Below are 23444 nucleotides of genomic sequence, written 5' to 3'. Positions count from 1 at the left end.
CGGCTGACCGAGGGCGAGTTCGCACAACAACCTGGCGCTGATGGCGGTGTCGAAGGAACCGAACCCCACCAGATTCCAGAAGACCCTGGCGCTGAACGACTGGTGTCTGGGCGCGGACGACTGGGAGTATCCGCTTCTTCCCCAGCATCGGCGCGGTGAAGCGGTCCCTGACGGCCATCGCCAACGCCCTGCGGGTCGGCGACCGCATCGCCGCCCGGCTGAGCTGACGGGGGCGCGCCGCTACAGGTTGTCCCCCGGTGTTCGGGCGGCACCGGTGTCGGCGGCGGTGAGCTCCTCCAGCTCACCCAATGTGTCGAGCCGGTACAGCAGCACCAGCGCCGGGCCGACCAGCACGATCGCGATGCCCGTGACGATCACCAGCCAGCGCAGGGTGTGAGCGGCGCCGGCCGCCTCGGCCACCGTCAGCGAGGTGGGCAGCAGATAGGGCCGCTGCGCGAAGCCCCAGGCGCCGACGACCAGGGCGACGCTCGCCACCGAGGTGTAGCGGGACCAGCCGTAGGACCGGCGCAGCACAAGCAGCACCGTGGCCAGACCGCAGACCGCGGCCAGGATGATCAGCAGCAGGCCCCAGCCCCCGGTGAGGCCGTCCCAGACGTACCGGGCGTCGTCGTGGGTGACGGGCAGGCCGATGAGCGCGAGGACGACGACGGCGCCGAAGGCGATCAGCGCCCGCAGGCGGAAGTAGTCGACGAGATCGTGCGCGCCGAACCGTCGGGCGTCGGAGAAGAGGAAGACCGCCCCGAGGAACGCGGTGGCGGCGATGGCCAGCAGACCCGTGAGGACGGAGGTTCCATTGGCCCAGGCGTGCGCGGAGGCGGTCGTGCCGACCTTGACCCGGCCGGAGGCGATGCCGCCGAGCACCGCCCCGAGGAAGAACGGCGTCACCAGTGACGAGACGGCGAACATCGCGCCGTAGATGCGTCGTTGGGCCAGGCGGCGGGTCGGCTTGCGCAGGGCGAATCCGGCGCCGCGGAGCACCAGGCCGGCTGCGGCGAGGGCGAGCGGCAGCCACATCGCGGAGAAGACGGCCTGGAACATCGTCGGGAAGCCGGTCCACATGATGACCAGGACGAAGATCAGCCAGACGTTGTTGGCCTCCCAGACCGGTGCCATGGCGTGGTCGATGAGCCGGCGGGGCCGCTTGCCGCGCTCCGCGCCGCCGGCCAGGAGGTCCCAGAGTCCGGCGCCGTAGTCGGTGCCTCCGGCGCAGGCGTACGCGGCGATAGCGATCACCAGCACCCATGCGATGAAATCGGCCATTACGACGTACCGCCCGGGGTGTGGTCGGGCGCGGCCCCGGCGGCCGCGGGCTCACCTCTGGGCCCGTACGGGGTGTCGGCTTCCGGGGGCGGTGCGGCGCGCGCAGCAGCTGACCCCTCGTCGGCGATGCGCCATCGGGTACGCATCTTCAGCACGACCGCGAGGAACGCGCCGAAAACGGCCACGTACACGACCATGACGATGCCGAGCATCGCCCACAGCGATCCGGCGCGGGTGCTGGTCACCGCCTCCGAGACCCTCATATGGTTGTAGACGATCCAGGGCTGACGCCCGACCTCCGTGGTGATCCACCCGCATTCGACGGTGACCAGGCAGGCGGCTCCCGCGAGCGCGGCGCAGCGGTAGAACCAGCGGCTGCGTGGGTTGTCCCGGTGGCGCCACCAGCACCAGGCGTACCAGAGCGCCAGCAGGACCAGCACGCTGCCGACGGTGACCATGATGTCGAACGCCCAGTGGGCGATGGTGGCCTGGACGACGGTGGGACGATCGGCAGCCGGCACCGACGTCAGCCCGGTCACCCGCGTGCTGGGCTTGAAGCCGGCGAGGATCGAGTCCAGTTGGGGGATCTTGAGTCCGCCGGAGAGCGTGCCGTCGCTGTTCAGGCGTCCGAACATGTACTCGGGCACATGGGTGTCGGTCTTCCAGACGATCTCCATGGCGGCGAACTTGATCGGCTGCTTGTGGAAGACGGCGCGGGCGGCGGAGTCGCCGAGCATGAACTGGACCGGTGTGAGGATCGCGGCGACCGTGAACGGCACGGTGAAGCCGAGCCGGTGGTAGCGGTCGCGGCGCCCGCGCAGCCAGCCGACCGCGTACACACCGGCGACCACATACCCGGCGGTCAGCAGCATCGCGACCACGAAGTGCCAGTACTCCGGGCCGAACATCGGTGTGAAGACCGCCTGTTGCACGTCGACGTGGACCGGCTTGCCCTGGGCGTCGAGGCTGAATCCCTGGGGGGTGTTCATCCAGGAGTTGGCCGCGATGATGCCGAACGCCCCCATCAGGGCCGCCGGCGGCAGCGGCACCGCCAGCCAGAAGTGCGTCCAGGGCCTGAGTCGGCGCCAGCCGTAGAGATAGATCGCGATCAGGACGGCCTCCAGGAAGAACGCCCATGCCTCGACGCCGAACCCGAGGCCGAAGACGTCGCCCCAGCGGCCCATCATGCCGGGCCACAGCAGACCGAACTCGAAGGACAGCACGGTGCCGGTGATGACGCCGATGGCGAACTGGACGGCCATCACCGCCGACCAGCGCCGGGCGAGTGTGAGGGCGACGGGGTCGTCGCGGCGCAGCGCCCGGTGGTGCATGAGCAGCGTGATGAACGGCAGTGCCACGCCGAACGGGACCAGCAGGATGTGCGAGGCCAGGGTGAAGGCCATCAGCTCGCGGGCCGGCAGAAGCTGGGCCGGGGTGCTGTTCGCCAAAAGGGCAGCGGTGCTGAGCATGTGCGCCTCGATGGTCTGCCCTGCGGAGGTGGCGGGGCTGAGGAGGGACAGGATGCGAGGGGGGCCGGGGGCCGTTGTCAGGGAGGCGGTGGGGGCGCCGTCGACGCGTCGGTGCCGGGCATGGTGAAGGCGCGCTCGCGTCGCGAGCCGGTGGCGAAGGCTACGGACCAGCTGAGCACCGCTCCCAGCCTGCTGCGGAAGCCGGTGAGGAAGGCGATGTGGATGAAGAGCCACGCGAGCCATCCGGTGAAGCCCGACAGATGCAGCGGGCCGGCCTTGACGACGGCCCGGCCGCGGGAGATGTAGGCGGCGCTGCCGAGATCCAGGTACTTGAAGGGCTTCGGCTCCTTCGTCCTGCCTTCGACTCGGTGTCGCACACTCCGGCCCGCGTACGCACCCGACTGCATGGCGACCTCTGCCAGACCCGGCAGCCGGTTCAGGCTCATCACGTCGCCCGTGACGCGGATCTGCGGATGGCCGGGGACGGTGAGGTCGGGGTCGACGAGGATGCGTCCGGCCCGGTCCTGTTTGGCACCGGTTGCCCGGGCCAGCGCGGCCGCGATCGGCGGCGCCTCGACGCCCGCCGTCCACAGCACGGTGCGTGCGTCGAACCGGGTCGTCGCGCCGGCGTGGTCCTTTACGGTCAGGCCGTGCGCGTCGATGCCGGTGACCATCGTGCCCAGATGGAGCTCCACGCCGAGGCCCTGCAGGGTCCGGGCCGCACGGTGGGCCAGTGGGGGCCCGAACGCGCCCAGCACCTCGTCGGAGCCCTCGAAGAGCAGCACCCTGGCCTTGGCGGAGTCGATCTTCTGGAACTCCCGGTCGAGCGTGTGGCCGGCGATCTCCCGGATCTGTCCCGCGAGTTCGACCCCCGTCGGGCCGCCGCCGACGAGCGCGAAGGTGAGCCACTGCTGCCGTTCCCGGTCGTCCGCGGCCGTTTCGGCCATCTCGAACGCCCGGTAGATCCGTCGGCGGATGTCCAGCGCGTCGTCCAGGGTCTTCATTCCGGGGGCGTGCGCGGCGAACTCGTCGTGCCCGAAGTAGGACTGGCGCATGCCCACCGCGACGATCAGATCGTCGTAGGGCAGCTGAACCACCCCACCCTCGGGTCGCTGGGCGTGGACCAGCCGGGCGCGGGCATCCACGTCGGTCGCTTCGGCGAGCACGCAGCTCACGTTGTGGTGGCGCCGCAGGACCCCGCGGAGCGGTTGTGCGATCTGCCCCTCGGACAGGATCCCGGAGGCGCACTGATACAGCAGTGGCTGGAAGAGGTGGTGGGCGCGGCGGTCGACCACGGTCACCGCGACCGGTGACTTCCGCAGGGCGCGGGCGGCGGACAGCCCGGCGAACCCCCCGCCGAGGATCACCACCCGGCGGGGCGTGATGTGATCCTGCATCGGAGGTCAGCCTCCGGTGGCGAAGCCGGGGAAAAGCGTCATTCCGCCGTCGACGTAGAGGGTGGCGCCGACGACGTAGTCGAGCAGGTCGGACGCCATGGCGACGACGGCGTTGGCGATGTCGTCCGGGTCGCCCACGCGGCGGTACGGGATCAGGCGCAGCAGCTCGGCCTCGGCCTCGGGGGTGGACCAGGCGTCGCGGTTGATGGGCGTGCGGATGGCGCCGGGTGCGACCGCGTTGACCCTGATCCGGTGGGGGGCCAGCTCCTGGGCGAGGGTCTGCATCAGCATGCCCACACCGCCCTTGGAGGAGGCGTAGTTCACGTGCCCCGACCACGGGATGACCTGGTGGACCGAGCTCATGCAGATGATCTTTCCGGCCGACCGGGACACCTTCTCCACCACGCCGCGCCGCATGAACTCCTTGGCGGCCTCCCGCGCGCAGAGGAACTGGCCGGTCAGGTTGACGTCGATGACCTCCTGCCACTGCGCGAGCGTCATCTCCGTCAGCGGAGCGTCCCGCTGGAGGCCCGCGTTGGCCACCATGATGTCGATGGTGCCGAACTCCTCGACCATCCGCGCGACCATGGCGGTCACCTGGTCCTCGTCGGACACGTCGGCCTCGTGGGTGTAGGCGCGTACCCCGAAGCCCTCGATCTCCTTCACGACATTGTCTGCCTCGTGCTCACCGACGACGTAGTTCACCACGACGTCCGCTCCGGCCCGGCCCAGGGCAACGGCGGTCGCCAGACCGATGCCCGAGTTGGCACCGGTCACCAGCGCCTTCTGGCCCCTGAGAAGCTGCGCGGCCGTGGTCCCGCGGTTCCCGACGTTTGCTGCCACCACGATCTCTCCTTCGGCGTTCGGACGGCACGCCGCAGGGAGACGGGCGACGCACATGAGGAAAGCCAGGCGACGGCCGCCCGCCAGGACAGGAACAGGAGCCGTCGCATACCCGGCCACCAGACGAAAGCACCCTGCGCCCCGGGCGAGACCGACCGGCACGCTGTGCCGCCGATTTCGGCGGGGCATGTCACACGGTCGGGCTACGAGTCCTGCGCGCGGGCGAGCGGGCTTCCCCTGGAGCCTGCGGTTGCTGCCCTCACCAGGCCGCACATCTCCGGATGCCTTGGTGGGAGGGGAGGCCCTGGCGTGCCGGTATGGACGCGATGGGGACAGTCAGCACGCGGGTCGGTCAGCCGTTCCCACGGCTGAGCGATCACCATGAGCGGTTCCGTGCTGCCCGCGGCTCGTGGCGCCTGGCCGGCATGGGCCAAAGGGAGTGCGCACGGTGAAGAAGGTCGTGGTCTCCCTCGGGGTTGTGCTCGTCGTGCAGAGCCTGTTCGCGCTCTGCCTCATCAGTGCACTGCAGCTTCTGGTTCCGCGCGACATGCCCTTCGCGGTGACCGGTTCTTCCAAGGTCGTGAACGCGGTGGCCTCGCAGGTGTCGCTCGAAACGATCAGCTACGCGAACGAATCCGCCGCGCTCGACGCGATCAACCAGAGCAAGGCCTACGGCGCGTACATCCCCGGCTCCACGCACGATACGTTGATCGTGGTTCCGGCCAAGAGCTTCTTCGCCCGCATCGAACTCGAGGGCGCGTTCACCGACGCCGCCAAGAAGCTCGGCAGGCCCATGGACGTACGGACGGTCAAACCGCTGCCGCAGAGCGATCCCCTTGGCGCCGTCGCGGGCCTGCTCCTGGTGCCGCTGCTCATCGGTGGCTACCTGGCCACCGTTCTTGTATTCAAAACCAGCAGGACAGCGGCCGCGCCCTGGCGCGTGGCGATCCTGATCGGCTACTCGGCGATCGGCGCCCTCCTGACCGACCTGATCGCGGGACCAGGGATCGGCGCCTACGCCAACAGCCACTTCTGGCCGCTGCTGCCCTGCTTCATGCTCGTGACAGCGGCGGTCGCCCTGGCGTCCGCCGCCATCCAGCGCATCGTCGGAGCCCTCGGCACCCTGCTGGTGGTGCTCCTGTTCATCGTGATGGGCGGAGCATCGGCCGGCGGGTCGGGCCTGTCCCTCCTGCCCTCCTACTGGCAGCACATCGGAGCCGTCTTCCCGCCGCAGAGCGCCGTCACCCTGATGCGGAACGTCCTGTACTTCGACGGAAACAACATCACCACCTCGGCCGTCATCCTCGGCGCGTACGCCCTGGCCGGGGCGGCGATCATCGGCTACCTGGGACGGTGGCGCCCCGAGCCAGTACCTGACACGCCACAGTCCGCCGGGGCGACGGACACCTCGGCGGCCAGGTCCCCGGCCGCGAAGAACGCCCTACGGATCGTCGTGGCTCTGGCGATCGCCGCGGTGATGCAATGCCTGTTCACAGCCAACTACATCAGTTCAGCGCACGCGCCCGCCGCGAGCAACCTCGCCCTCGGCTCCACCGGGGCCTCCCCGATCCTGACAGCGGTCGAGAAGCGGCTCTCGCTCAAGGTCACCGGCTACCCGAGTGAATCCGCCGTGAAGAAGGCGGTCGGCGAGGCCAAGCTCTACGGAGGGTTCGTCCCGGCCACGGGAACCCTGATCGTCGTTCCCACCAGGAGCGACATCGCACCTCTGGACCTCGCGGCACATTTCCGGGCCGCCGCGAAGGGCCTGGGACAACCGCTCAAGATCGAGCAGTACGCACCCACTCCGCTGGCCGAGAAGGACCCTTTCGGCATCGTCGTGTCACTGATGCTGGTTCCGCTGCTCATCGGTGGCTACGTGAGTGCGACCATGCTCAAGACGGCGACCGGAACGGCCACCGGTCGGTGGCGGGGAATGATGCTCGCCGGGTTCGGCATCGTCGCCGGGATGGTGGTCAACCTCATCGTCGGCCCATGGCTCCAGGGATACCCCACGGACAAGTTCTGGATCGTATGGCCCATCCTGTCCCTCATCATCGCCGCGGTCGCCCTCACCGCCGCCGTACTGCAAAAGCTCCTCGGAGCCGCCGGAACACTCGTGACCGTCATCGTGATCATGCTCTTCGGCAACCCCTCCTCCGGAGGATCCAACGGAGTGGCGTACCTCCCGGCCTTCTGGCGTGACATCGGCCCGTTCCTCCCACCCCGCAACGCCTAACGCGGGTCACGCAGCGGTGGGTGTGCTCACCTGGGACTTCGAGACCGGCGCTGTGGCACAAATACTCGAGGGGGTGGGCGGAAATCCCCAGGCCCACAAGGTGGCCAAGGTGACAACCCAGCCCAGGTGGCCCGGATCGTGTACGGCCGGGCGGCTGTGCCCGGGGGACATCCGCCGTTGAGCGGATGCCACGAACCCCTGAACTGCACGGTTACGGCGCGGCCCCGATCGGGACGGTGACGGCGGCGGCTTCGGCCTCGGTTTCGGGTGCCACGGGAATCTCGGGTGTGCGGAACCAGTCGAGGAGGCCGAGGGCGGCTCCGGCGATGACCAGGTAGAGCAGGAGGATGATGAGGGCCTGCGCGGTTCCGTGTCCGTCGAAGTAGATCGTGTTGCGGAGCAGGGTGTGAGCTCGCAGGCGATGCGCGCCGTGTCCTCGTCGGTCATCTTTTTTTAGGCCCTTGTGGAAGAACTCACCGATGATCCCGCAGCCGGCCCGGCCCCCGAGCACACCTCCGACCAGTGACAGCCCGCCCGTGGGGATCGCCGCGATCAGGCCCAGGGCGACGCCGACCCCCATGCCTCGCTTGCCGGCCTGCCTCCCGAGCTTGTGCTCCCGTTGATGCCGTCCGGCGCCGGCGCCATGGACACGCACGCGCACTTGGATCGGCGAGGGTGAGGCCGGTGTCGGCGGCGGCCGCGGGTATCGGCGGGCAGGTCCGCGATCAGCTCCGCAAGCGCCTGCGCCGTGAGATGGGCCGATTCCTCGGTGCGGGGCCGACGGCCCCGGGAAGGGTGGCCACGGGTCGCCGTACGGCGCTGAATCGCTGGCCCTGGCCGCGCTGTCGTATCCGTTCTGGATGTGGTGGGGCGGTGCACCGCGTGCGGATCAGCGGGCGATCGAGATCGCGAAGGGCGCGAATCCACTGGACCGAATCACGTGCGGTACGAACAGTATCGCGGCCTCCGTGGCGCGGGCGGTCTGGATCCCGCCGAGATCAGTGATCCACTCCTTGCGCCAGCCGAGGTTGACGAGCAGTTCACGGACGGTCTGCTTGGCCTGCGGGTCCTCGCCGGAGAGGAAGGCGTCGGGCGCCTGGGTGAGCGTGGCCGGCGCGGTCATCACCGGGAAGAGCATGGTGTTGAGTGTCTTGACGACGCGTGTTTCGGGGAGCGCTTCCTGGAGTTGCTCGGCGAGGCTTGAGCCGGGGTGGATCAGGTCGGCGGGCAGTCCGTCCGGTCCGTCGACGGTGGCGTTGGAGACGTCGACGAGGATCTTGTCGCGCAGTTCCTCGCGCAGGGCGACGAGCCGGTCCAGCGAGCCGGCGCCCGGGGTGGCGTTGATGACGATCTGGGCTGTCCGGGCAGCGTCGGCGGCGGCGCCCGGCGCGCGGTCCGCCACGGTCACCTCATGCCCTGCCCGGGTGAGGGCTGTGGCCAGGTTGCCGCCGACGCGGCCGTTTCCGAGAACTGCGATCGTGGTCATGATGATGTGGTCCTTCCGTGGGTGCGGGTTGTGGTGCGCGGTCAGCGTGAGAGCGTGGCGACGGCCTCGGCGTGGACGCCGGGCGCGGCGGCCAGGAAGCTCTCGCTCCGCGGGGTCCAGGGGCGGCCCTCGGCGTCGGAGATCTGTCCGCCGGCCTCGGTGACGAGCAGCGCCCCGGGCAGCAGGTCCGCGCGAGCGCCGGCGAACTGCCAGAAGGCGTCGATCCGGCCGGCGGCCACGTTCAGCAGGTGCAGGGTCGCGGGCACGGCGGTGCGGACGACGAGCGCGTCGAAGAGCATCGCGGTGATCGAGGAGCCGACGCGCCGCACGACCTTCTCGTCCTCGTCCGGCCGGGCCTGGCTGGTGGCCACGATGCTCAGGCCGATGTCCGCGGTCTGGGAGACGCGCAGCTGCCGGCCGTCGAGGTAGGCGCCCGCGCCGGTGAGCGCGGTGTAGGTCTCGCCGGTCAACGGCAGGTGGACCGCGGTGAGCACCGGCTGGTTCTCACGCACGAGGGTGGCGGTCACCGCCCACTCCGGCAGGGCGTGCAGGTGGTTGACGTTGCCTTCGGCCGGATCCACGACCCACCATTCGCCGGGCGGCAGCGCCCCGCCGTCCAGTTCGTCCTCCACCCAGCCGGCGTCCGGGCGCAGGCGCGTGAGGCGGGGGCGCAGGGTGTCGAGGGCCGTGTCGTCGTTGGTGGCGAGCGCGCGCATCAGCTCTTCGCGGGTCTGGTGGCGGACCACCTCGCCGAAGCGCTCGTGCAGCGCCGAACCGGCCGCGCGCACGGCGATCGCGGTCTGGCCGAGCAGGTCGGCGTCGGAGGCGGCGACGTCAGGGGGCTGAAGCGTTTCGGACATGGTGGTACTCCCATGTGAGGAGGGGTGATGAGGCCGGTCGGGCCGAGCCGTGCGTTCCGTCTTGCGCTCTCGTCTCGAAGGTATACAGCCTTTTGATTAACTTCAAATGCATGTCAAGTACGGCTAGGATTACTCAGATGCAATTGGATTTGAACCTGCTCGCCGCGCTCGACGCGCTGCTGGAAGAGGGAAGTGTGGCCGGGGCGGCCGCGCGCCTGCACGTCACCGCCCCCGCGATGAGCCGGAGTCTGGGCCGAATCCGGCGCACGACCGGGGATCAGATCCTGGTGCGCACCGGCCGCACGATGACCCCGACGCCGTATGCGATCGCCGTCCGGGAACAGGTGCACGAGCTGCTGCACCAGGTCCAGGGGGTGCTGGCACCGAGCCGTGAACTCGACCTGGGGACGTTGGAGCGCACTTTCACACTCCGCTGGCACGATTCCCTGGTCGCCTTGAGCGGCCCAGCACTGCTCGCCGCCGTGCACGGACAGGCGCCGGGCGTGCGATTGCGCTTCGTCGCGGAATCGAGCATCGACACCCCCGAGTTGCGGCGCGGCGAGGTCGACCTCGAGGCGAACGCCAACCGCCCGAGCGCACCGGACATCCGTGCCGAGAACGTGGGCGAGACCCGCCTCGTCGTCGTCGTGAGGCAGGGGCACCCCCTCGCCCGCGTCAGGACCGTCACCGCAAAGCGGTACGCCGCCGCTGAGCACGTCACCGTCTCGCGACGTGGAAACCTCAGCAATGCCGTCGACGACGCCCTCGCGCGGCTCGGCCTCACCCGCCGCGTGGTGGCGTCCGCGCCCACGGAAGCGGCCGCTCTGGAGTTCGCGCGCGGCTCCGATCTCCTGATCAGCGTCCCCGAAGCCACCACGCGGTCAGCGGTCGCCGACCTCGGCCTGGTCGTGCTCCCCCTCGCGCTCGAACTGCCGTCGGCACCGATATACCTGTCGTGGCATCAGCGCTACGACACCGACCACGCCCACGCCTGGCTGCGCGGGCTGGCGCGAACCGCGCTGGCCATGTGCGCAGCGTCGTAGTCGGCGAAGTCCGGCCGCTTCACCCATACGTCCATGCGACCCCTCGATGCCGCACGGCCGACCGCGTTCCTGCCGCAGTCGGGGGGACCGGCGGCCGTTTGACGCGGTGGTGGGTGACTGCGACGGTGGCGTCGGCCTGCTGCATGCGCCGTCCGATCGCATCACCGATGGCCGGGGCGCCTTTCCGGACCGGGAACCGGCATGCGAGTGACCACAACTGACCTGGACACCAGTCGAGTTCGTGCTTAATCTGAGGGGGCCTTACCTCATCAGTGGGCTGGGCCGGGTTCCTCCGATTGATCCGCCGTCCTGGGGGTCGCCGGATCTACCGGTCGACCCGGCCCAAATCACGAGGAGGTGAGGTGGGCAGATGGTGGACAAGGAACGGTCCCCGGCCCAGAAGGGGCGGACCCGTGAGGTCGCAGAACGGCTTGGCTTAGCCCTCGGAGCGAGAGCTCTCTGGGAACTGGTCGTGAAGCTCCTCAACCACCACTAGCGCCGCTGGGTGGAACCCCCAGTCGTCCAGCGTCGCAGTCCCGAAGAGCCCCTGGCGTCATCGCCAGGGGCTCTTTCCTGCGCGGGGTACGGAATGCGCGTCCCGCAGGAGTGGTCACGAGTTGGCCGGCCTGGAACACGCTGGGGTGAAGTGCCGCGCCCGCCTTCGCCACCGCGTCCTCCTCGGACAGCGACACCCTCCGCCACTACCGAATGTGAGACGGGGCCGTTGATTGGACACTGCCGAGGTCTACGCCGGCCTTCTGAACAGCGGGGATGCGCTGACCTCTTGAGCCCGCCGCCGCTAGTGGTCTCGGCAGGCAGGGTCCCGGTCGGGTGCCGAGTCGGGGTCCGGGTCCGGCGGCCGGACCCGGCTGCGGGACCAGCGCTCGCCGCGCAACGCGGATTGCACGAGGTCCATCATGCGCTGCTGGTCACCGATCGCCATGTCCCTGCTGCTTGTCTCGTGGCCCCCGCTGAACCAGTCCAGGACGACGTCCCCGCCGGCCCGTTCGAGGGCCAGGGCGTAGGAGTGGGCCTGGGACGGTGGGGTGCGGGTGTCATGGGTGGCGTGCCTGATCCACACCGGCGAGCGCACCTGCCCGACGTACGAGATCGGCGATGCCCGCACATACCTGCCGGGGTCCTCCTCAAGGGAGGCGCGGAAGAAGGACCGGCACGCGGTGCGCAGCGCGGGGTTCATGTCCTCGTGCGCGGACACCCAGTCGGCCATCGGTACGAACGCGAACGCCCCTGCGAACAGGTCGGGGAGGCGCCCGACGGCGAGCAGGGACAGGAATCCCCCGTAGGACGGTCCGGTGACGAAGACGTTCTCCTTGTCGGCGATTCCTTCCGCGACCAGCCATCCGACCGCCGCCTCGATGTCCTCGACCTCCCTGGCGCCGACCGTTCCGAAGAAGCCCTCCCGGAAGGCGCGGCCGAACGTGACCGAGCCGCGGTAGTTCAGCGCCGCGTACGCCGTCCCGGAGGCGAGCCAGGCCTGCGCTTCGGGGTTGTAGCGGTCGACGGTGGCCATCTGAGGGCCGCCGTGCAGGTACAGGACGAGCGGTGTCGGCCGATCGGCCCCGGGTGGCCGGCCGACCCACAACTGCACCGCGGTGCCGTCGGCCGAGCGCACCGTCCGGGAGACCACCGCTGTGCCCGGTCCCACGTCTCGCGGCTGCCACCCGGGGCGGGCCTCGCCGGTGCGTTGGTCAACGTGCAGGACCGTCAGGGGTTGGTCGAAGCGCTGGTGCAGCAGCCGGATCCGGCCGTCGGCGGCGTAGTGGGACGCCCAGCTGTACAGGTGCGCGGCGGCGACGTCGGGTTCGAAGAACGCGCCCGGAGGGTGCTCGATTCGGGACAGCCCGCCCGTGGCGAGGTCGAGCTCCATGACCTGGTGGACTCCCGCGTCGACGTGCACCAGCAGGACCCGTGACGCGTCGTCGGACCAGTCCAGCGGTACGAGGTCCCCGTCCAGGCCGGGCGCGTCGGCGTCGATACGGGTGCCGTCGGCGGGGTTCCACACGCAGGGGCGGGCGTACCCGGTCCGCTCGGTGGCGGCCAGCAGGCGGCCGTCCCCGGCTACGGGCGAGAACCGCACGGCGCGTACCGGTGCCTCGGGCCCGTCCGAGAGCGAGGCCACTACCCGGCCGGTCCCGGTGTCGACGACGGTCACGGCGAAGCGTCTGAACCCGGGGTTGTGTTCCGTGGTGTCGATGCAGGCCAGTTCCCCTGTGGCGGAGATCAGGCCGTTCCACGCCTCGTTGCGGGAGGTGAACAGGCGCCTCGGCTGCTCATTGCCTCCACTGTCGACCAGCCAGAGGGTGAAGCCGTCGTCGGCGACCGCGGTGATGACAGCACGGGAGCCGTAGCGGCCCACGTCGATTCCACGCAGGGTGTACGGCGGCAGTCCGGGGGTGAGGTCCACGGCCCCCGCGCCTGCTCCGGCCGGTGCCGCCCACACATGGCCCATCTCGGAGCCGTTGTCGTCACGGAGTCCGAGCACGCACGCGCCGTCCGCGGTCAGCACGGCCTCCTTGGGGTCCCCGAAGTCCCCGGGCAGCGGGACCGGGGCGGCCTCGGTGGTGTCCCAGACGGCCAGGGTCTCCCCGTCGGGGCCGTCGAGGACCATCAGTTCGAGTTCCTCTTCCGCTCCCCGGCCTCGCCGCATCGATATGCACTGGCGGGCCGCGAAGTACCGGTGCCACGCCGGAGCCGCTTGGGGTGTCGTCGGAGCGGTTGCAGGCATCACTGTTCTCCCATGCTTCTGTGCGGGGCGACGGTCCTCACGTCACCACCCGGGTCTCCGGGAAGTGGCACGCCGCCAGGTGCCCGCCGCCCATGTCTGCGAGCGCGGGCGCCTCGAGGGCGCAGATCTGCTGTGCTTTCCAGCAGCGGGTGCGGAAACGGCACCCCGACGGCGGGACGAGCGGGCTGGGCGCGTCCCCGAGCAGCACGATCCGCTTGCGGGCACGCTCCGCCCGCGGGTCGGGGATCGGTACCGCCGACAGCAGGGCCTGGGTGTACGGGTGGTACGGGAATGTGTACAGGCGGTCCGCCGGGGCGTGCTCGACGATCCGGCCGAGGTACATCACCGCCACGTCGTCGCTGATCTGCCGGACGACGGAAAGGTCGTGCGCGATGAACAGGTAGGTGAGCGCGAACTCCTCCTGAAGGTCCTCGAGCAGGTTGACCACGCCCGCCTGCACGCTCACGTCCAGGGCGCTCACCGGCTCGTCCAGTACCAGGATCCGCGGTTCGACCGCGAGCGCCCGGGCGATGCCGATGCGCTGCCGCTGCCCGCCGGAGAACTGGTGCGGGAACCGCCCCGTGTGGTCGGGGTCGAGGCCGACCAGCTCCAGCAGCTCCCGGACCCGTGTGTCGCGGCGCCCCGAGTGCAGCCCATGGATACGCAGCGGTTCGGCCAGGATCGCGCCGACGCTCATGCGCGGGTTCAGCGACGAGTACGGGTCCTGGAAGACGAGCTGGACCTGGCGTCGCAGCCTGGTCCGTGCTCCGCGTCCGGCGGCCGCGGCATCGGTGCCGTCGAGCGTCACCCGCCCCGCGACCGGGGTCACCAGCCCCACCAGGCACCGACCGAGCGTGCTCTTGCCGCAGCCGGTCTCCCCAACGAGGCCGAGTGTGCGTCCGCGGCCGATGGAGAAGTCGACCCCCGAGACGGCCTGGACGGTCGCCCGGCCCTGCCCGGGGCGGCGGCGGATCCGGTACTCGGCCACCAGCCCGCTGGCCTCCACCGCGGGCCCGTCCACCGCCTGCGCGTTCACCACTGGAGCCTTCATCGGTCCCCTCCGATTTCGTGCACTCGCACACAGGCCGTGGAGTGCGAGTCCGCGACGGCGACGGGCACAGTGCCGGCGTCGCCGCACACCGCGGGTTCCGCGTGGGGGCAGCGGGGCTGGAAGGGGCATCCGGCGGGCCGCTCGCCGGGCTGCGGAGGCCGGCCCGGGATCTGCGTGAGCCGGGCGGTGCGCCGGTCGATCCGGGGAAGCGCCGCGAGGAGCCCTCGTGTGTACGGGTGCGACGGCTCGTAGAAGACGGGTTCGACCGGTCCCTCCTCGACCTTGCGCCCCGCGTACATGACCATGACCCGATCGGCGAGACCCGCGACGACACCCAGGTCGTGGGTGATGAGCATGACCGAGGTGCGGGTACGCTCCTGCACCCGCCGGATGACGTCGAGCACCTGCGCCTGGACGGTCACGTCGAGGGCGGTCGTCGGCTCGTCGGCGATGAGGATGTCCGGCTCGTTGGCGATGCCCATGGCGATCATCACCCGCTGCCGCATCCCGCCGGAGAATTCGTGCGGGTACTGGCCCAGGCGGGTGGCGGGCGAGGGGATGCCGACGACGTCGAGCAGTTCGGTGGCCCGCTCGACCAGGGAGGCCCTGCTCGTCGACGGGTCGTGCACGCGCACTGCCTCGGCGATCTGCGCGCCGACCGTCATCATCGGGTTCAGCGCGGCGAGCGCGTCCTGGAAGATGACCGCGATCCGCCGTCCCCGTATCTCCCGCAACTCGCTGTCGGCCAGGCTGAGCAGTTCCCGCCCGCGGAAACGGATCGAGCCGGTCACCCGGGCGGAACGCGGCAGGAGCCCCATGATCGCCATGGACGCGGCGCTCTTGCCCGAGCCCGACTCTCCGACAATGCCCAGCGTCTGTCCCTCGGCCACGTCGAACGACAGGCCCTCGACGGCGACCGCCGTCCCCGAGTCGGTCCGGTACTCGACCGTCAGGTCGCGGACACGGAGCAGTTCCGGTGGGCTCGCGGTGTGGGAGACCACCTCGGTGTGGGAGACCGCCTCCATCACTTCCTCCCCTGCGGGTCGAAGGCGTCCCGCAACCCGTCGCCCACGAAGTTCACGGCCAGGACCGTGAGCAGGATCGCCGCGCCCGGCGCGTACAGCAGGTACGCCTTGGGAGTGCCGACGAGGCTCGCGGCCTGGGTGAGCAGGTTGCCCCAGCTTGACTGGGGCGGCTGGATGCCGAACCCGAGGAAACTGAGCGTGGACTCCAGGATGATCGCCCCGGCGACGGCCAGGGACATGTTGACGGCGATCACGCCGACGAGGTTCGGCAGGAGGTGCCTGGTGATGATCCGTACCCCCGACGCTCCGATGACCCGGGCCGCCTCCACGAACTCCTTCTCCCGCAGGCTGATCACCTGCGAGCGCACCACCCGGGCGATCACGGTCCAGCCCAGCCCGGTCAGGACCAGCACGATCGTGACGGGGGAGGGGCCAAGACCTTCCAGTGCCAAGGCGAGCACGGCGATGCCAGGCACGATCAGGAACAGGTCGGTCACCCGCATGATCACCTCCTCGGCCCAGCCGCCTGTGAAACCGGCGATGGCCCCGACGAGCGTGCCGAGCGCGGTCGACAGGACGGCCACGCACAGCCCGATGGACAGGGAGACCTGACCCGCGTACAGCACCTCACTGAGGTAGTCGCGTCCCAGGTCGTCGGTGCCCAGCCAGTGCGCGATGGACGGTTGCCGGGCACCGGTCAGCAGATCCTGGGCGTTGCGCGGGTACGGGGCGATCCAGCTCGCGCCGAAGCAGCACGTGGCCAGTGCGAGCAGCGCCACAGTGCCCGCGGCGGCGAGTCGGTGCCGCAGGAACCGCTTGGCGACGATCCGTCGCCCGCTCAAGTCCCGCCGCGCGGAGGCGGTCTCGGCCACCGGGCCGACGGGGGCTCGTTGGACGCTCACCTCAGCACCACCCTTGGGTCGAGCAGCGCGTACCCCAGGTCCGCCGCAAGATTGAACAGGACGGTGGCGAGCGCCACGATCAGCATCCACGGGATGAGCACGAAGACGTCGCCCGCCAGCATCGAGGCAAGGAACAGCCGCCCCATCCCGGGGATCGCGTAGATCTGCTCCGTCACCACCAGGCCCCCGAAGAGGATCGCCGAGTCGAGCGCGACGACGGTCACAAACGACGCCAGCGAGTTGCGCAGGGCGTGCCGGACGAAGATCTGCCGTGACGGCACGCCCTTGGCCCGGGCCGTGCGCACGTAGTCGCTGGACAGTGCCTCCAACATGGACGCCCGGCTGAACCGCGACCAGCTCGCGATCAGGCTGATCGTCAACGTGATCACAGGCAGGGCCAGATGCCGCAGGTAGTCCATGTCGAAGCCGCTTCGCCCCGGAGAGTGCAGGCCGACGAAGTAGAGCGGTGGCTCGGCCAGCCCGAACCGCTCCTTCGGCCACACCGCGAGCAGTTGGATCAGGATGAGCCCGCACCAGAACGCAGGCATCGCGATCCCGAGGTAGGACAGGGCGGTGAGCACGTAGTCCCCCGCGGAGTACTGCCGCACGGCCGAGTACACGCCGATGCCGAGGGCGAGGACCGTCGCGAGCAGGACACCCCAGAAGACCAGTTGCACGGTGGTCGCGAGCGCCGACCCGATCATCGCCCTGACGTCGCCGCCGGTTCGGGTGCTGGTGCCCCAGCCTCCGGTGGCGAACGCCTTCATCCACAGCACGTACTGCTCCAGGACCGGCCGGTCGAGGCCCAGCCTGGCCACCTCGCGCCGCAACGCTCCCGCGTCGTGGCCCTGCCGCAGCTTGGCGAGTGGGTCGAACGTCGAGCGAACCCCCCAGAAGAGGATGAGCGAGGCCGCGGCCACCACCGGCACCGAGTACACCAGCCGCCGTATGACGAATCTGAGCATGTGCCGTCCCCGGCGCTAGTGGAGGAGAGCCCGGGCGGGCCCGGGCAGGTGTCGGCCGGTCACTTGGCCAGGCCCCACTCGTGGAGGTTCCACCAGGGCCCCTCTGCGGGGTTGATGCTGATGGGGCCGCCGACGCGCCGGCTCCACAGCAGAACGTTGGGAACGGCGCCGAGGGGGAGCGAGGGCACGTTGTCGGCGATGATCTTCTCGGCCTGGCGGGAGGCGTCCTTTCGCGCGGCCTCGCCGAGTTCGGTGTCCACGCGCTCGAGCGGTGTGTCGAGGCCGTCGACTCGGGCACGGATGAAGTTGATACCGGACTGGCCGTTCGCCGCGCTCGGGATCGAGGTGGAGCTGAAGGTGTTGCTCAGCGCCGGGTCCGGGAATTGGTCGACGAGCGTCCACAGGCCCAGCTCGAAGTCGCCGGCGGGGGCCTGCTTGCCGAAGAGCGTGGCCGGGCTTGTGTTCTTGATCCTCATCTCGAACCCGGCCTCCTTCAGCTGGGTCTGGAGTATCTGCTCGGTGAGCTCGCGGCGCTTGTTGCCTGCCAGGGAGACGATCGTGAACCGCGCCTTGCGGCCGTCCTTGGCCCAGAGCCCGCCTTCTCCCTTCGCCCAGCCCGCCCCGGTCATCAACTCGGCGACCCGATCGAGGTCACGGGTGTAGGCGGAGAAGTCGGACCCGGCGTAGCCGGAGACGATCGGCGACAGGAAGCTCTGCGCGGGCTGGTCGACACCGAGCGGGCCGTAGAGCTTCTTGATGATCGCGGCGCGGTCGATCGCGTGGGCGACCGCCTTCCGGACGGGCGCCGAGTCGAACGGGAACTTGGCGTTGTTCATCCACAGCGCCTCAAGGTTGCCGGTCTGGGCATCGACCCGGGAGCGGGCGGTGCCGAGGCCGCTCTTGATCTGCTCTATCACATCGAGCTGCGGTGTGGGGTAGAGGGCGTCGAGCTGGCCGCTCTTGAACGCCTGGAACGCGGACGCGGTGTCGGAGGTGAACTGGAAGGTCACCTTGTCCAGTTTGGGTTGCTTGCCCCAGTAGCGCTTGTTGGGGACCAGGGTGACGGACGTCCCCTTCTTCCACGACTGGATCTTCCAGGGGCCGCCGCTGAAGGTGTAGCCGTCCTTCATCAGCGCGTGCCGGTCCTTGCCGTCCAGGATGTGCTTCGGCAGTACCCCGTAGCCGGAGCTGAACAGGGTCTTCCAGCCCGCGAACGGCGACTTCAGGGTCACGACCGCCGTCTTGTCGTCGGGTGTCGCGACGGAGGTGATCCGGTCGTAGCCGGTCTTGTCGAAGATGTCTTTGCCGTCGCGCAGTTGCAGCGCGGTGTACTTCAGGTCGGCCGACGTGATGGGGGTGCCGTCCGACCAGCGGGCGTCGGGTGACATCCGGTACGTGATCTTCTGATGCTTCCCGTTGACGGTGACGGTCGGCTCGGACGCCATCAGTTCGGAGGCGACCGGGGTCCAGTCGCGACCTTTGCGCCGGACATCGAACACCTTGGGAATCGTGGGCGTCTGCATGATGTAGGTGCCCCAGATGGAGCCCGCGCAGGTGGCGATCCAGTCCGTGCAGTCCGGCTCCTGCTCGGCTCCGATGACGAGGCTGCCGCCCTGCCTGACCGGCGCGTCCGGGGCCGGGCTGCCCCCGTTGCCGGCGGTCCCGCCGCCGGCCGTGCATCCTGCCGCGAGGACCGCGAGGACCGCGCAGGCGACTGCGGCCGACTGCCGCCCGGATCTGCGGGACGCTCCCGTGCGCTCGTTCCATGGCTTGCTCATCACGTAGGACCTTCCATTCCCGGCGGCCCGGCGGGGCGCGATGCGGCCTCATCGTAAGGAGTGCGAAGACCATTAGCAATATGTCTCGACAATCCAATTGTCAATGTCGTTGACTTGCGTTGGGGCCGCTGTTCGGGCAGGGTCGGGCCAGCCCTCGCGCGACCGTCCGCACGGCGTCCAGGAAGGACACCCATGAGCACCCCGAGCCGGGACCGGAAGTCCCGCACCGCGTCCAAGCAAGACCGGCCGGGGCGCACGCGCCGGGCAAGGGACAGCCTCAGCAGGCAGGTCATCCTGGACGCGGCCGAGACGATCGCCGCCCGTGACGGCCTCGACGGCCTCACCTTCCAGGCGCTCGGCAAGGAGCTGACGGCCCATCCGACTTCCATCTACCGGCACTTCCGCGACAAGGACGAGCTGGTCCTGGAACTGATCGACAACCTGCGCTCGCGCTCCTACGGCGGGCAGCTGGAAGCCACGGACTCCTGGCGCGACGACCTGCGCTCCCTCGCGTACCACATCCACGAGCACTACCTGCGCTACCCGCAGTTCGCACTCCAGATGGCGGCACGCACGACCCGCCGTCCAACCGAGTTCACCAACGTCGAGTTCGCCCTGGACGCGTTCCTGCGCGCCGGGCTCCCGCCGCACGACGCTGCGATATTCCTGCGCGTCTTCGGCAATGTCATCCGGTCGCTGTCGAGCATGGAGGCCGGGCTCCATGCGCTTGAGGCCGAGACGCGGGAACGCGACGCGCTGGCCTGGCACCTGGAGTACCGCCGGCTCGCGCCGGAGGAGTACCCGCGGATCGCGTCGATGAGCGACCAGCTCACCGACATCGGCGATCCGAGGGTCTTCGACACGGCGATCGAACTGTTCCTCGACGCGATCGAGGTCCGCGCGCGGAAGGCCGACGGGGAAGGGGGACAGGGCACCTGACCGGGCGTCGGCGCCCCGTCCCGTCCTCGCCGCTCACCGGGCCTGCTCGTCCGTGCCGTTCGCACCCTGCGGGCCGAGCGACCTGACCAGCCCGGCGACCAGCAGTGCCCGTTCCTCGAACGAGCCCGTGTCCGCCCATTCGTGCCGCGCGTGCGCACCCGCGCCGCGCGGCCCCAGCCCGTCCAGGGTCGGGATGCCCAGGGCCGCCGTGAAGTTCCCGTCCGACGCCCCGCCGACCGCCGCCTCGCCGACCTCCCCAAGGCCGCCGGCCTCGGCCAGCTGCCTGGCGACCGCGAGCAGCCCGGCCGACATGGAACGCTCCAGTGGCAGTCGGTTGATCCCTCCGGACAGTTCCACGGCGGCCCCGGGCACCCGCGAGGTGAGCACTCGTAGATTCGCATCCACCCGTTCCAACTCGTCGCGGTGCCAGGCACGGACGTCCACGTTGATGTGCGCGTCCGCGGGGACGGTGTTGGTGGTGGTACCGGCTCGGCCGACGGTCGGCGTGACCGAAGTGCCGAGATCCGCGTCGGCGAGCGCGGTGATGGCCAGCACCTGGTGGGCAAGCTCGACCAGCGCGTTCACCCCCTTTTCCGGCTCCAGACCGGCATGGGCCGCGTGGCCGCGGATGTCCAGGCGGTAGATGGCCCCGCCCTTGCGGGCCGTCTTCACCGCGCCGTCCATGCTCGGCTCCAGGACCAGGACGGCAGCGCAGCCACGTGCCGCCTCCTCCACCAGGCCGCGCGAGGTCAGCGAGCCGCACTCCTCGTCTCCGGTGACGAGCATCCGGACATGGCGGGTGTCGCCTGCGAGGGCCAGCGCCTCCAGGGCAAGCACGAGGCCCGACTTCATGTCGAACACGCCCGGCCCCGAGACCCGTTCACCCTCGGTCGTGAACGGCCAGCCCTCCAGCGTCCCGAGAGGCCACACCGTGTCGGCGTGGCCGAGCAGCAGGACGCCGGGCACGCCGCGTGCCGCGGGTGCCTCCTCCCAGTACAGATGGGGTACGCCGCCCTCGACGACACACTGCGGCGGGCCGAGCAGGTCCCGGGACCACTCCGTCAGCAGCTCGTAGCAGCCGCCGAGACCGCACGCGTGACCGGAGGGCGACTCGATGCCGACCAGGTGCCGCAGGCGCTCCACGGCCCGCCCGAGGTCGAAGCCGCCTGCGCGGCTCACCGCGTGCCCTCCGCGTCGAGGTGCCGAACGGGATCCTGGTCGCGATTGCGGAAGAACGAGGCCAGCGCGCGTGCCACTTCCCCCGGCGCCTCCTCCGCCAGGTAGTGGTCCGCGGGCACGGCGACCGCGGTGACGTGCCGCGCATACGCCTTCCACACCGCGGCCACGTCGAAATGGCGGCCGACGAAGCTGTGCGTGCCCCATATCGCCAGGAGCGGCGCCTCGACCACGCGCCCGAGGTCGCGGTCGTACGCGTCGTGCTCCAGGTCGATACCGGCGGCCGCCCGGTAGTCGGCACATGACGCGCGCACCGCGGCCGCGTCGGTGAAGCAGCGCTCGTACTCGGCCATGGCACGCGGGTCGGTGGGGAGCCCGCCGGCGTGGCGCCCCTCGAACCGGCTGCGCAGCCACGCGCGAGGGTCGGCGAGGATCAGCTGTTCGGGCAGGCCGGAGTCGAGGGAGAGGAAGAACCAGTGGAAGTAGGCCGAGGCCATGGCCCGGTCGACGTTCCCCAACATGTGCAGCGTCGGCACGATGTCCAGCACGGCGACGGCCCGTACGTGCTCGGGGACGTCAAGGGCCATGCGGTGGGCGACCCGCCCGCCCCTGTCGTGCCCGGCGACGGCGAATCGGTCGAATCCGAGCGACCGCATGAGGGCGGCCTGGTCGGCGGCCATGGTGCGCTTGGCGTACTGCTCGTGGGAGGGGTCGTCGTCCGGCTTGCCGCTGTCGCCGTAGCCGCGCAGGTCGGCGAGCACGACCGTGTGGTCCCTGGCCAGCTCGGGCGCGACGCGGTGCCACATGGCGAGGGTCTGGGGATACCCGTGCAGGAGCAGCACGGGCGGACCGTCACCCGAGACCTGGGCGTGGATGCGTACGCCACCGCACCGGCGGGTCGCGTCCGTGAAGTCCGGAAGCAGCGCGTTCACAACGCGGTGTCCTTGGTCAGGGCGCTGATCAGGGCGTCGCAGACCTGGGCCGTGGACAGGCTCCCGCCCAGGTCGGGGGTGAGCGAGCCGGAACGCACGACCTCGCCGATCGCGGCGGTGAGCCGGGCGGCGGCTTCCCGCTCGCCGAGGTGGTCGAGCATCAGGGAGGAGGACCAGATCTGGCCGATCGGGTTCGCCGTGCCCGTACCGGCGATGTCCGGTGCCGAGCCGTGGATGGGCTCGAACATCGAGGGGTGCTGCCGGGAGGGGTCGATGTTGCCGCATGGGGCGATCCCGATGCTGCCGGCGAGGGCGGCGGTCAGGTCGCTGAGGATGTCGCCGAAGAGGTTGGAGGCGACGATCACGTCGAACCGGGCCGGATCGAGGACCAGGTGCGCGGCGAGGGCGTCGACGTGATAGGGCGTCAGCTCGACATCGGGGTAGTCGGCGGCCACCTCGGACAGGATCTCGTCCCAGAACGGCATGGTGTGGACGATCCCGTTCGATTTCGTCGCCGACGCCACACGGCCGGAACGCTTGGCGGCCAGCTCGAACGCGTAGCGGGCCACCCGCTCGACCCCGAGGCGTGTGAACACGGCCTCCTGCACAGCCATCTCCTGCGGTCGTCCGCGGTAGAGTCGCCCGCCGATCTCGCTGTACTCCCCTTCGGTGTTCTCCCGCACCACCACGAGGTCGAACGGTCGCCCGTCGCGCAGCGGTCCTTCGACACCGGCCAGCGAGCGCACGGGACGCAACGAGACGAACTGGTCGAAATGGCGCCGGATGGGTATGAGTAGGCCCCACAGTGACTCGTGGTCGGGAACTCCGGGCGCGCCGACGGCTCCGAGGAGAATCGCGTCGGCCCCGGCGAGGCTCTCGAGCCCGTCGGCGGGCATCATCGTCCCGGTCCGCGCGAGGTACGCGCACCCCCACGGGTGCATCGTCCACTCCAGCCGGAAGCCGTGCAGCCCGGCAAGGGCATCGAGTACGCGCACGGCGGCGGGCACCGTCTCCTGCCCGATGCCGTCCCCTGGGACGGCCGCGATCCGATAGGTGCGCACATGGACTCCTTCCCTCAAGGATTCAGAGGGATAGTCTATGGCATTGACAACTGAGTTCACTAGACTGCCGGATGCACTGGAGGCTGTCATCCGCAGGCGTATCGGTGTGGCCGCCGGGCTCTGGGCGGAATGCGAGGAGGCGCGGTAGCCGGCAGGCCCGTCCGCCTGCGTCGGCGGCACAGGAGGACAGACCAGGGCGAGACAGGGTGAATGGGTCCTGGGCCCGTCGTGCCCCGTTCGACGAGCCGCACTGG

19 protein-coding genes are annotated in these 23444 nt (G+C 70.2%); 3 read left to right on the top strand and 16 right to left on the bottom strand.

Annotated elements, in window-relative coordinates; genetic code table 11:
• Window positions 1-240 precede the first annotated feature (240 nt).
• From IEY86_RS22345 to IEY86_RS22330, 4 genes are all read right to left on the bottom strand, one after another.
• Window positions 241-1281: a cytochrome d ubiquinol oxidase subunit II gene (locus IEY86_RS22345; protein WP_189133590.1), complete on the bottom strand. Its 1041-nt coding sequence runs from the start codon at window positions 1279-1281 to the stop codon at window positions 241-243.
• Window positions 1281-2750 carry a cytochrome ubiquinol oxidase subunit I gene (locus IEY86_RS22340; protein ID WP_189133589.1) on the bottom strand — a complete coding sequence of 490 codons (1470 nt, stop codon included), beginning with the start codon at window positions 2748-2750 and terminating at the stop codon, window positions 1281-1283. Before IEY86_RS22340 ends, IEY86_RS22345 begins: the two co-directional genes overlap by 1 nt.
• A 77-nt stretch (window positions 2751-2827) precedes the next feature.
• Entirely contained in the window at window positions 2828-4147 is a 1320-nt protein-coding gene (locus tag IEY86_RS22335) for an NAD(P)/FAD-dependent oxidoreductase (protein ID WP_189133588.1), read from the bottom strand.
• A gap of 6 nt (window positions 4148-4153) precedes the next feature.
• Window positions 4154-4990: an SDR family oxidoreductase gene (locus IEY86_RS22330; RefSeq protein WP_189133587.1), complete on the bottom strand. Its 837-nt coding sequence runs from the start codon at window positions 4988-4990 to the stop codon at window positions 4154-4156.
• 448 nt (window positions 4991-5438) lie between these two features.
• On the opposite strand from IEY86_RS22330, the gene IEY86_RS22325 reads away from it, so the two are divergent.
• A complete protein-coding gene (locus IEY86_RS22325) occupies window positions 5439-7226 on the top strand; it encodes a hypothetical protein (RefSeq protein ID WP_189133586.1) in 1788 nt (595 codons plus the stop codon).
• Window positions 7227-7437: 211 nt separating this feature from the next.
• Here the strand turns inward: IEY86_RS22325 and IEY86_RS22320 are convergent, their stop codons facing one another.
• The 3 genes from IEY86_RS22320 to IEY86_RS22310 form a co-directional block, all read right to left on the bottom strand.
• On the bottom strand, window positions 7438-7881 hold the full coding sequence (locus IEY86_RS22320; protein WP_189133585.1) for a hypothetical protein: 444 nt from the start codon (window positions 7879-7881) through the stop codon (window positions 7438-7440).
• Window positions 7882-8115: 234 nt separating this feature from the next.
• Entirely contained in the window at window positions 8116-8712 is a 597-nt protein-coding gene (locus IEY86_RS22315; RefSeq protein ID WP_189133584.1) for an NADPH-dependent F420 reductase, read from the bottom strand.
• A 41-nt stretch (window positions 8713-8753) separates the two neighbouring features.
• Window positions 8754-9572, bottom strand: a complete 819-nt coding sequence (locus IEY86_RS22310; protein ID WP_189133583.1) for an inositol monophosphatase family protein — start codon at window positions 9570-9572, stop codon at window positions 8754-8756.
• Window positions 9573-9709: 137 nt separating this feature from the next.
• Between IEY86_RS22310 and IEY86_RS22305 the strand changes: the two genes are divergently transcribed.
• Window positions 9710-10615: a LysR family transcriptional regulator gene (locus IEY86_RS22305; protein ID WP_189133582.1), complete on the top strand. Its 906-nt coding sequence runs from the start codon at window positions 9710-9712 to the stop codon at window positions 10613-10615.
• Between the two features lie 799 nt (window positions 10616-11414).
• Here IEY86_RS22305 and IEY86_RS22300 read toward each other — a convergent pair.
• Genes IEY86_RS22300 through IEY86_RS22275 form a run of 6 tightly spaced genes read right to left on the bottom strand, consistent with a single transcriptional unit; the run spans window position 11415 to window position 19082 of the window.
• On the bottom strand, window positions 11415-13361 hold the full coding sequence (locus tag IEY86_RS22300) for a prolyl oligopeptidase family serine peptidase (protein WP_189133581.1): 1947 nt from the start codon (window positions 13359-13361) through the stop codon (window positions 11415-11417).
• A gap of 37 nt (window positions 13362-13398) precedes the next feature.
• On the bottom strand, window positions 13399-14412 hold the full coding sequence (locus IEY86_RS22295) for an ABC transporter ATP-binding protein (RefSeq protein ID WP_189133580.1): 1014 nt from the start codon (window positions 14410-14412) through the stop codon (window positions 13399-13401).
• A complete protein-coding gene (locus IEY86_RS22290) occupies window positions 14409-15437 on the bottom strand; it encodes an ABC transporter ATP-binding protein (protein WP_189133579.1) in 1029 nt (342 codons plus the stop codon). The genes IEY86_RS22295 and IEY86_RS22290 overlap by 4 nt, the downstream gene beginning before the upstream one ends.
• Entirely contained in the window at window positions 15437-16339 is a 903-nt protein-coding gene (locus IEY86_RS22285) for an ABC transporter permease (protein ID WP_229698665.1), read from the bottom strand. Before IEY86_RS22285 ends, IEY86_RS22290 begins: the two co-directional genes overlap by 1 nt.
• The gene (locus IEY86_RS22280) at window positions 16336-17304 is read right to left on the bottom strand and encodes an ABC transporter permease (RefSeq protein WP_189133578.1); all 969 of its coding nucleotides are present in this window, start codon (window positions 17302-17304) and stop codon (window positions 16336-16338) included. Before IEY86_RS22280 ends, IEY86_RS22285 begins: the two co-directional genes overlap by 4 nt.
• 59 nt (window positions 17305-17363) lie before the next feature.
• Window positions 17364-19082: a peptide ABC transporter substrate-binding protein gene (locus IEY86_RS22275; protein ID WP_189133577.1), complete on the bottom strand. Its 1719-nt coding sequence runs from the start codon at window positions 19080-19082 to the stop codon at window positions 17364-17366.
• Window positions 19083-19274: 192 nt separating this feature from the next.
• On the opposite strand from IEY86_RS22275, the gene IEY86_RS22270 reads away from it, so the two are divergent.
• Complete coding sequence (locus IEY86_RS22270) at window positions 19275-20021, top strand: TetR/AcrR family transcriptional regulator (protein ID WP_189133576.1); 747 nt, start codon at window positions 19275-19277, stop codon at window positions 20019-20021.
• Between the two features lie 33 nt (window positions 20022-20054).
• Here IEY86_RS22270 and IEY86_RS22265 read toward each other — a convergent pair whose 3' ends face one another.
• From IEY86_RS22265 to IEY86_RS22255, 3 genes are read right to left on the bottom strand one after another with little or no spacing between them, the layout of a single operon-like run.
• Entirely contained in the window at window positions 20055-21200 is a 1146-nt protein-coding gene (locus IEY86_RS22265; protein ID WP_189133575.1) for a M20/M25/M40 family metallo-hydrolase, read from the bottom strand.
• Window positions 21197-22129 carry an alpha/beta fold hydrolase gene (locus tag IEY86_RS22260; RefSeq protein WP_229698664.1) on the bottom strand — a complete coding sequence of 311 codons (933 nt, stop codon included), beginning with the start codon at window positions 22127-22129 and terminating at the stop codon, window positions 21197-21199. Before IEY86_RS22260 ends, IEY86_RS22265 begins: the two co-directional genes overlap by 4 nt.
• Window positions 22126-23190 carry a tartrate dehydrogenase gene (locus tag IEY86_RS22255; RefSeq protein ID WP_229698663.1) on the bottom strand — a complete coding sequence of 355 codons (1065 nt, stop codon included), beginning with the start codon at window positions 23188-23190 and terminating at the stop codon, window positions 22126-22128. The genes IEY86_RS22260 and IEY86_RS22255 overlap by 4 nt, the downstream gene beginning before the upstream one ends.
• Window positions 23191-23444: the final 254 nt, after the last annotated feature.

Origin of the sequence: Wenjunlia tyrosinilytica (assembly GCF_014646055.1) — a bacterium.
Classification (GTDB): Bacteria; Actinomycetota; Actinomycetes; order Streptomycetales; family Streptomycetaceae; genus Wenjunlia; species Wenjunlia tyrosinilytica.
The sequence above is the reverse complement of the archived record's forward strand: the minus strand, read 5'-3'. Positions and strand labels throughout refer to the sequence as shown.

What these genes read in the sequence shown, in the direction of transcription:
- IEY86_RS22345 (WP_189133590.1), bottom strand. Translation starts at nt 1,281, where the DNA reads ATGGCCGATTTCATCGCATGGGTGCTGGTGATCGCTATCGCCGCGTAC.
- IEY86_RS22340 (WP_189133589.1), bottom strand. Translation starts at nt 2,750, where the DNA reads ATGCTCAGCACCGCTGCCCTTTTGGCGAACAGCACCCCGGCCCAGCTT.
- IEY86_RS22335 (WP_189133588.1), bottom strand. Translation starts at nt 4,147, where the DNA reads ATGCAGGATCACATCACGCCCCGCCGGGTGGTGATCCTCGGCGGGGGG.
- IEY86_RS22315 (WP_189133584.1), bottom strand. Translation starts at nt 8,712, where the DNA reads ATGACCACGATCGCAGTTCTCGGAAACGGCCGCGTCGGCGGCAACCTG.
- IEY86_RS22310 (WP_189133583.1), bottom strand. Translation starts at nt 9,572, where the DNA reads ATGTCCGAAACGCTTCAGCCCCCTGACGTCGCCGCCTCCGACGCCGAC.
- IEY86_RS22305 (WP_189133582.1), top strand. Translation starts at nt 9,710, where the DNA reads ATGCAATTGGATTTGAACCTGCTCGCCGCGCTCGACGCGCTGCTGGAA.
- IEY86_RS22300 (WP_189133581.1), bottom strand. Translation starts at nt 13,361, where the DNA reads ATGCCTGCAACCGCTCCGACGACACCCCAAGCGGCTCCGGCGTGGCAC.
- IEY86_RS22295 (WP_189133580.1), bottom strand. Translation starts at nt 14,412, where the DNA reads ATGAAGGCTCCAGTGGTGAACGCGCAGGCGGTGGACGGGCCCGCGGTG.
- IEY86_RS22290 (WP_189133579.1), bottom strand. Translation starts at nt 15,437, where the DNA reads ATGGAGGCGGTCTCCCACACCGAGGTGGTCTCCCACACCGCGAGCCCA.
- IEY86_RS22280 (WP_189133578.1), bottom strand. Translation starts at nt 17,304, where the DNA reads ATGCTCAGATTCGTCATACGGCGGCTGGTGTACTCGGTGCCGGTGGTG.
- IEY86_RS22275 (WP_189133577.1), bottom strand. Translation starts at nt 19,082, where the DNA reads ATGAGCAAGCCATGGAACGAGCGCACGGGAGCGTCCCGCAGATCCGGG.
- IEY86_RS22270 (WP_189133576.1), top strand. Translation starts at nt 19,275, where the DNA reads ATGAGCACCCCGAGCCGGGACCGGAAGTCCCGCACCGCGTCCAAGCAA.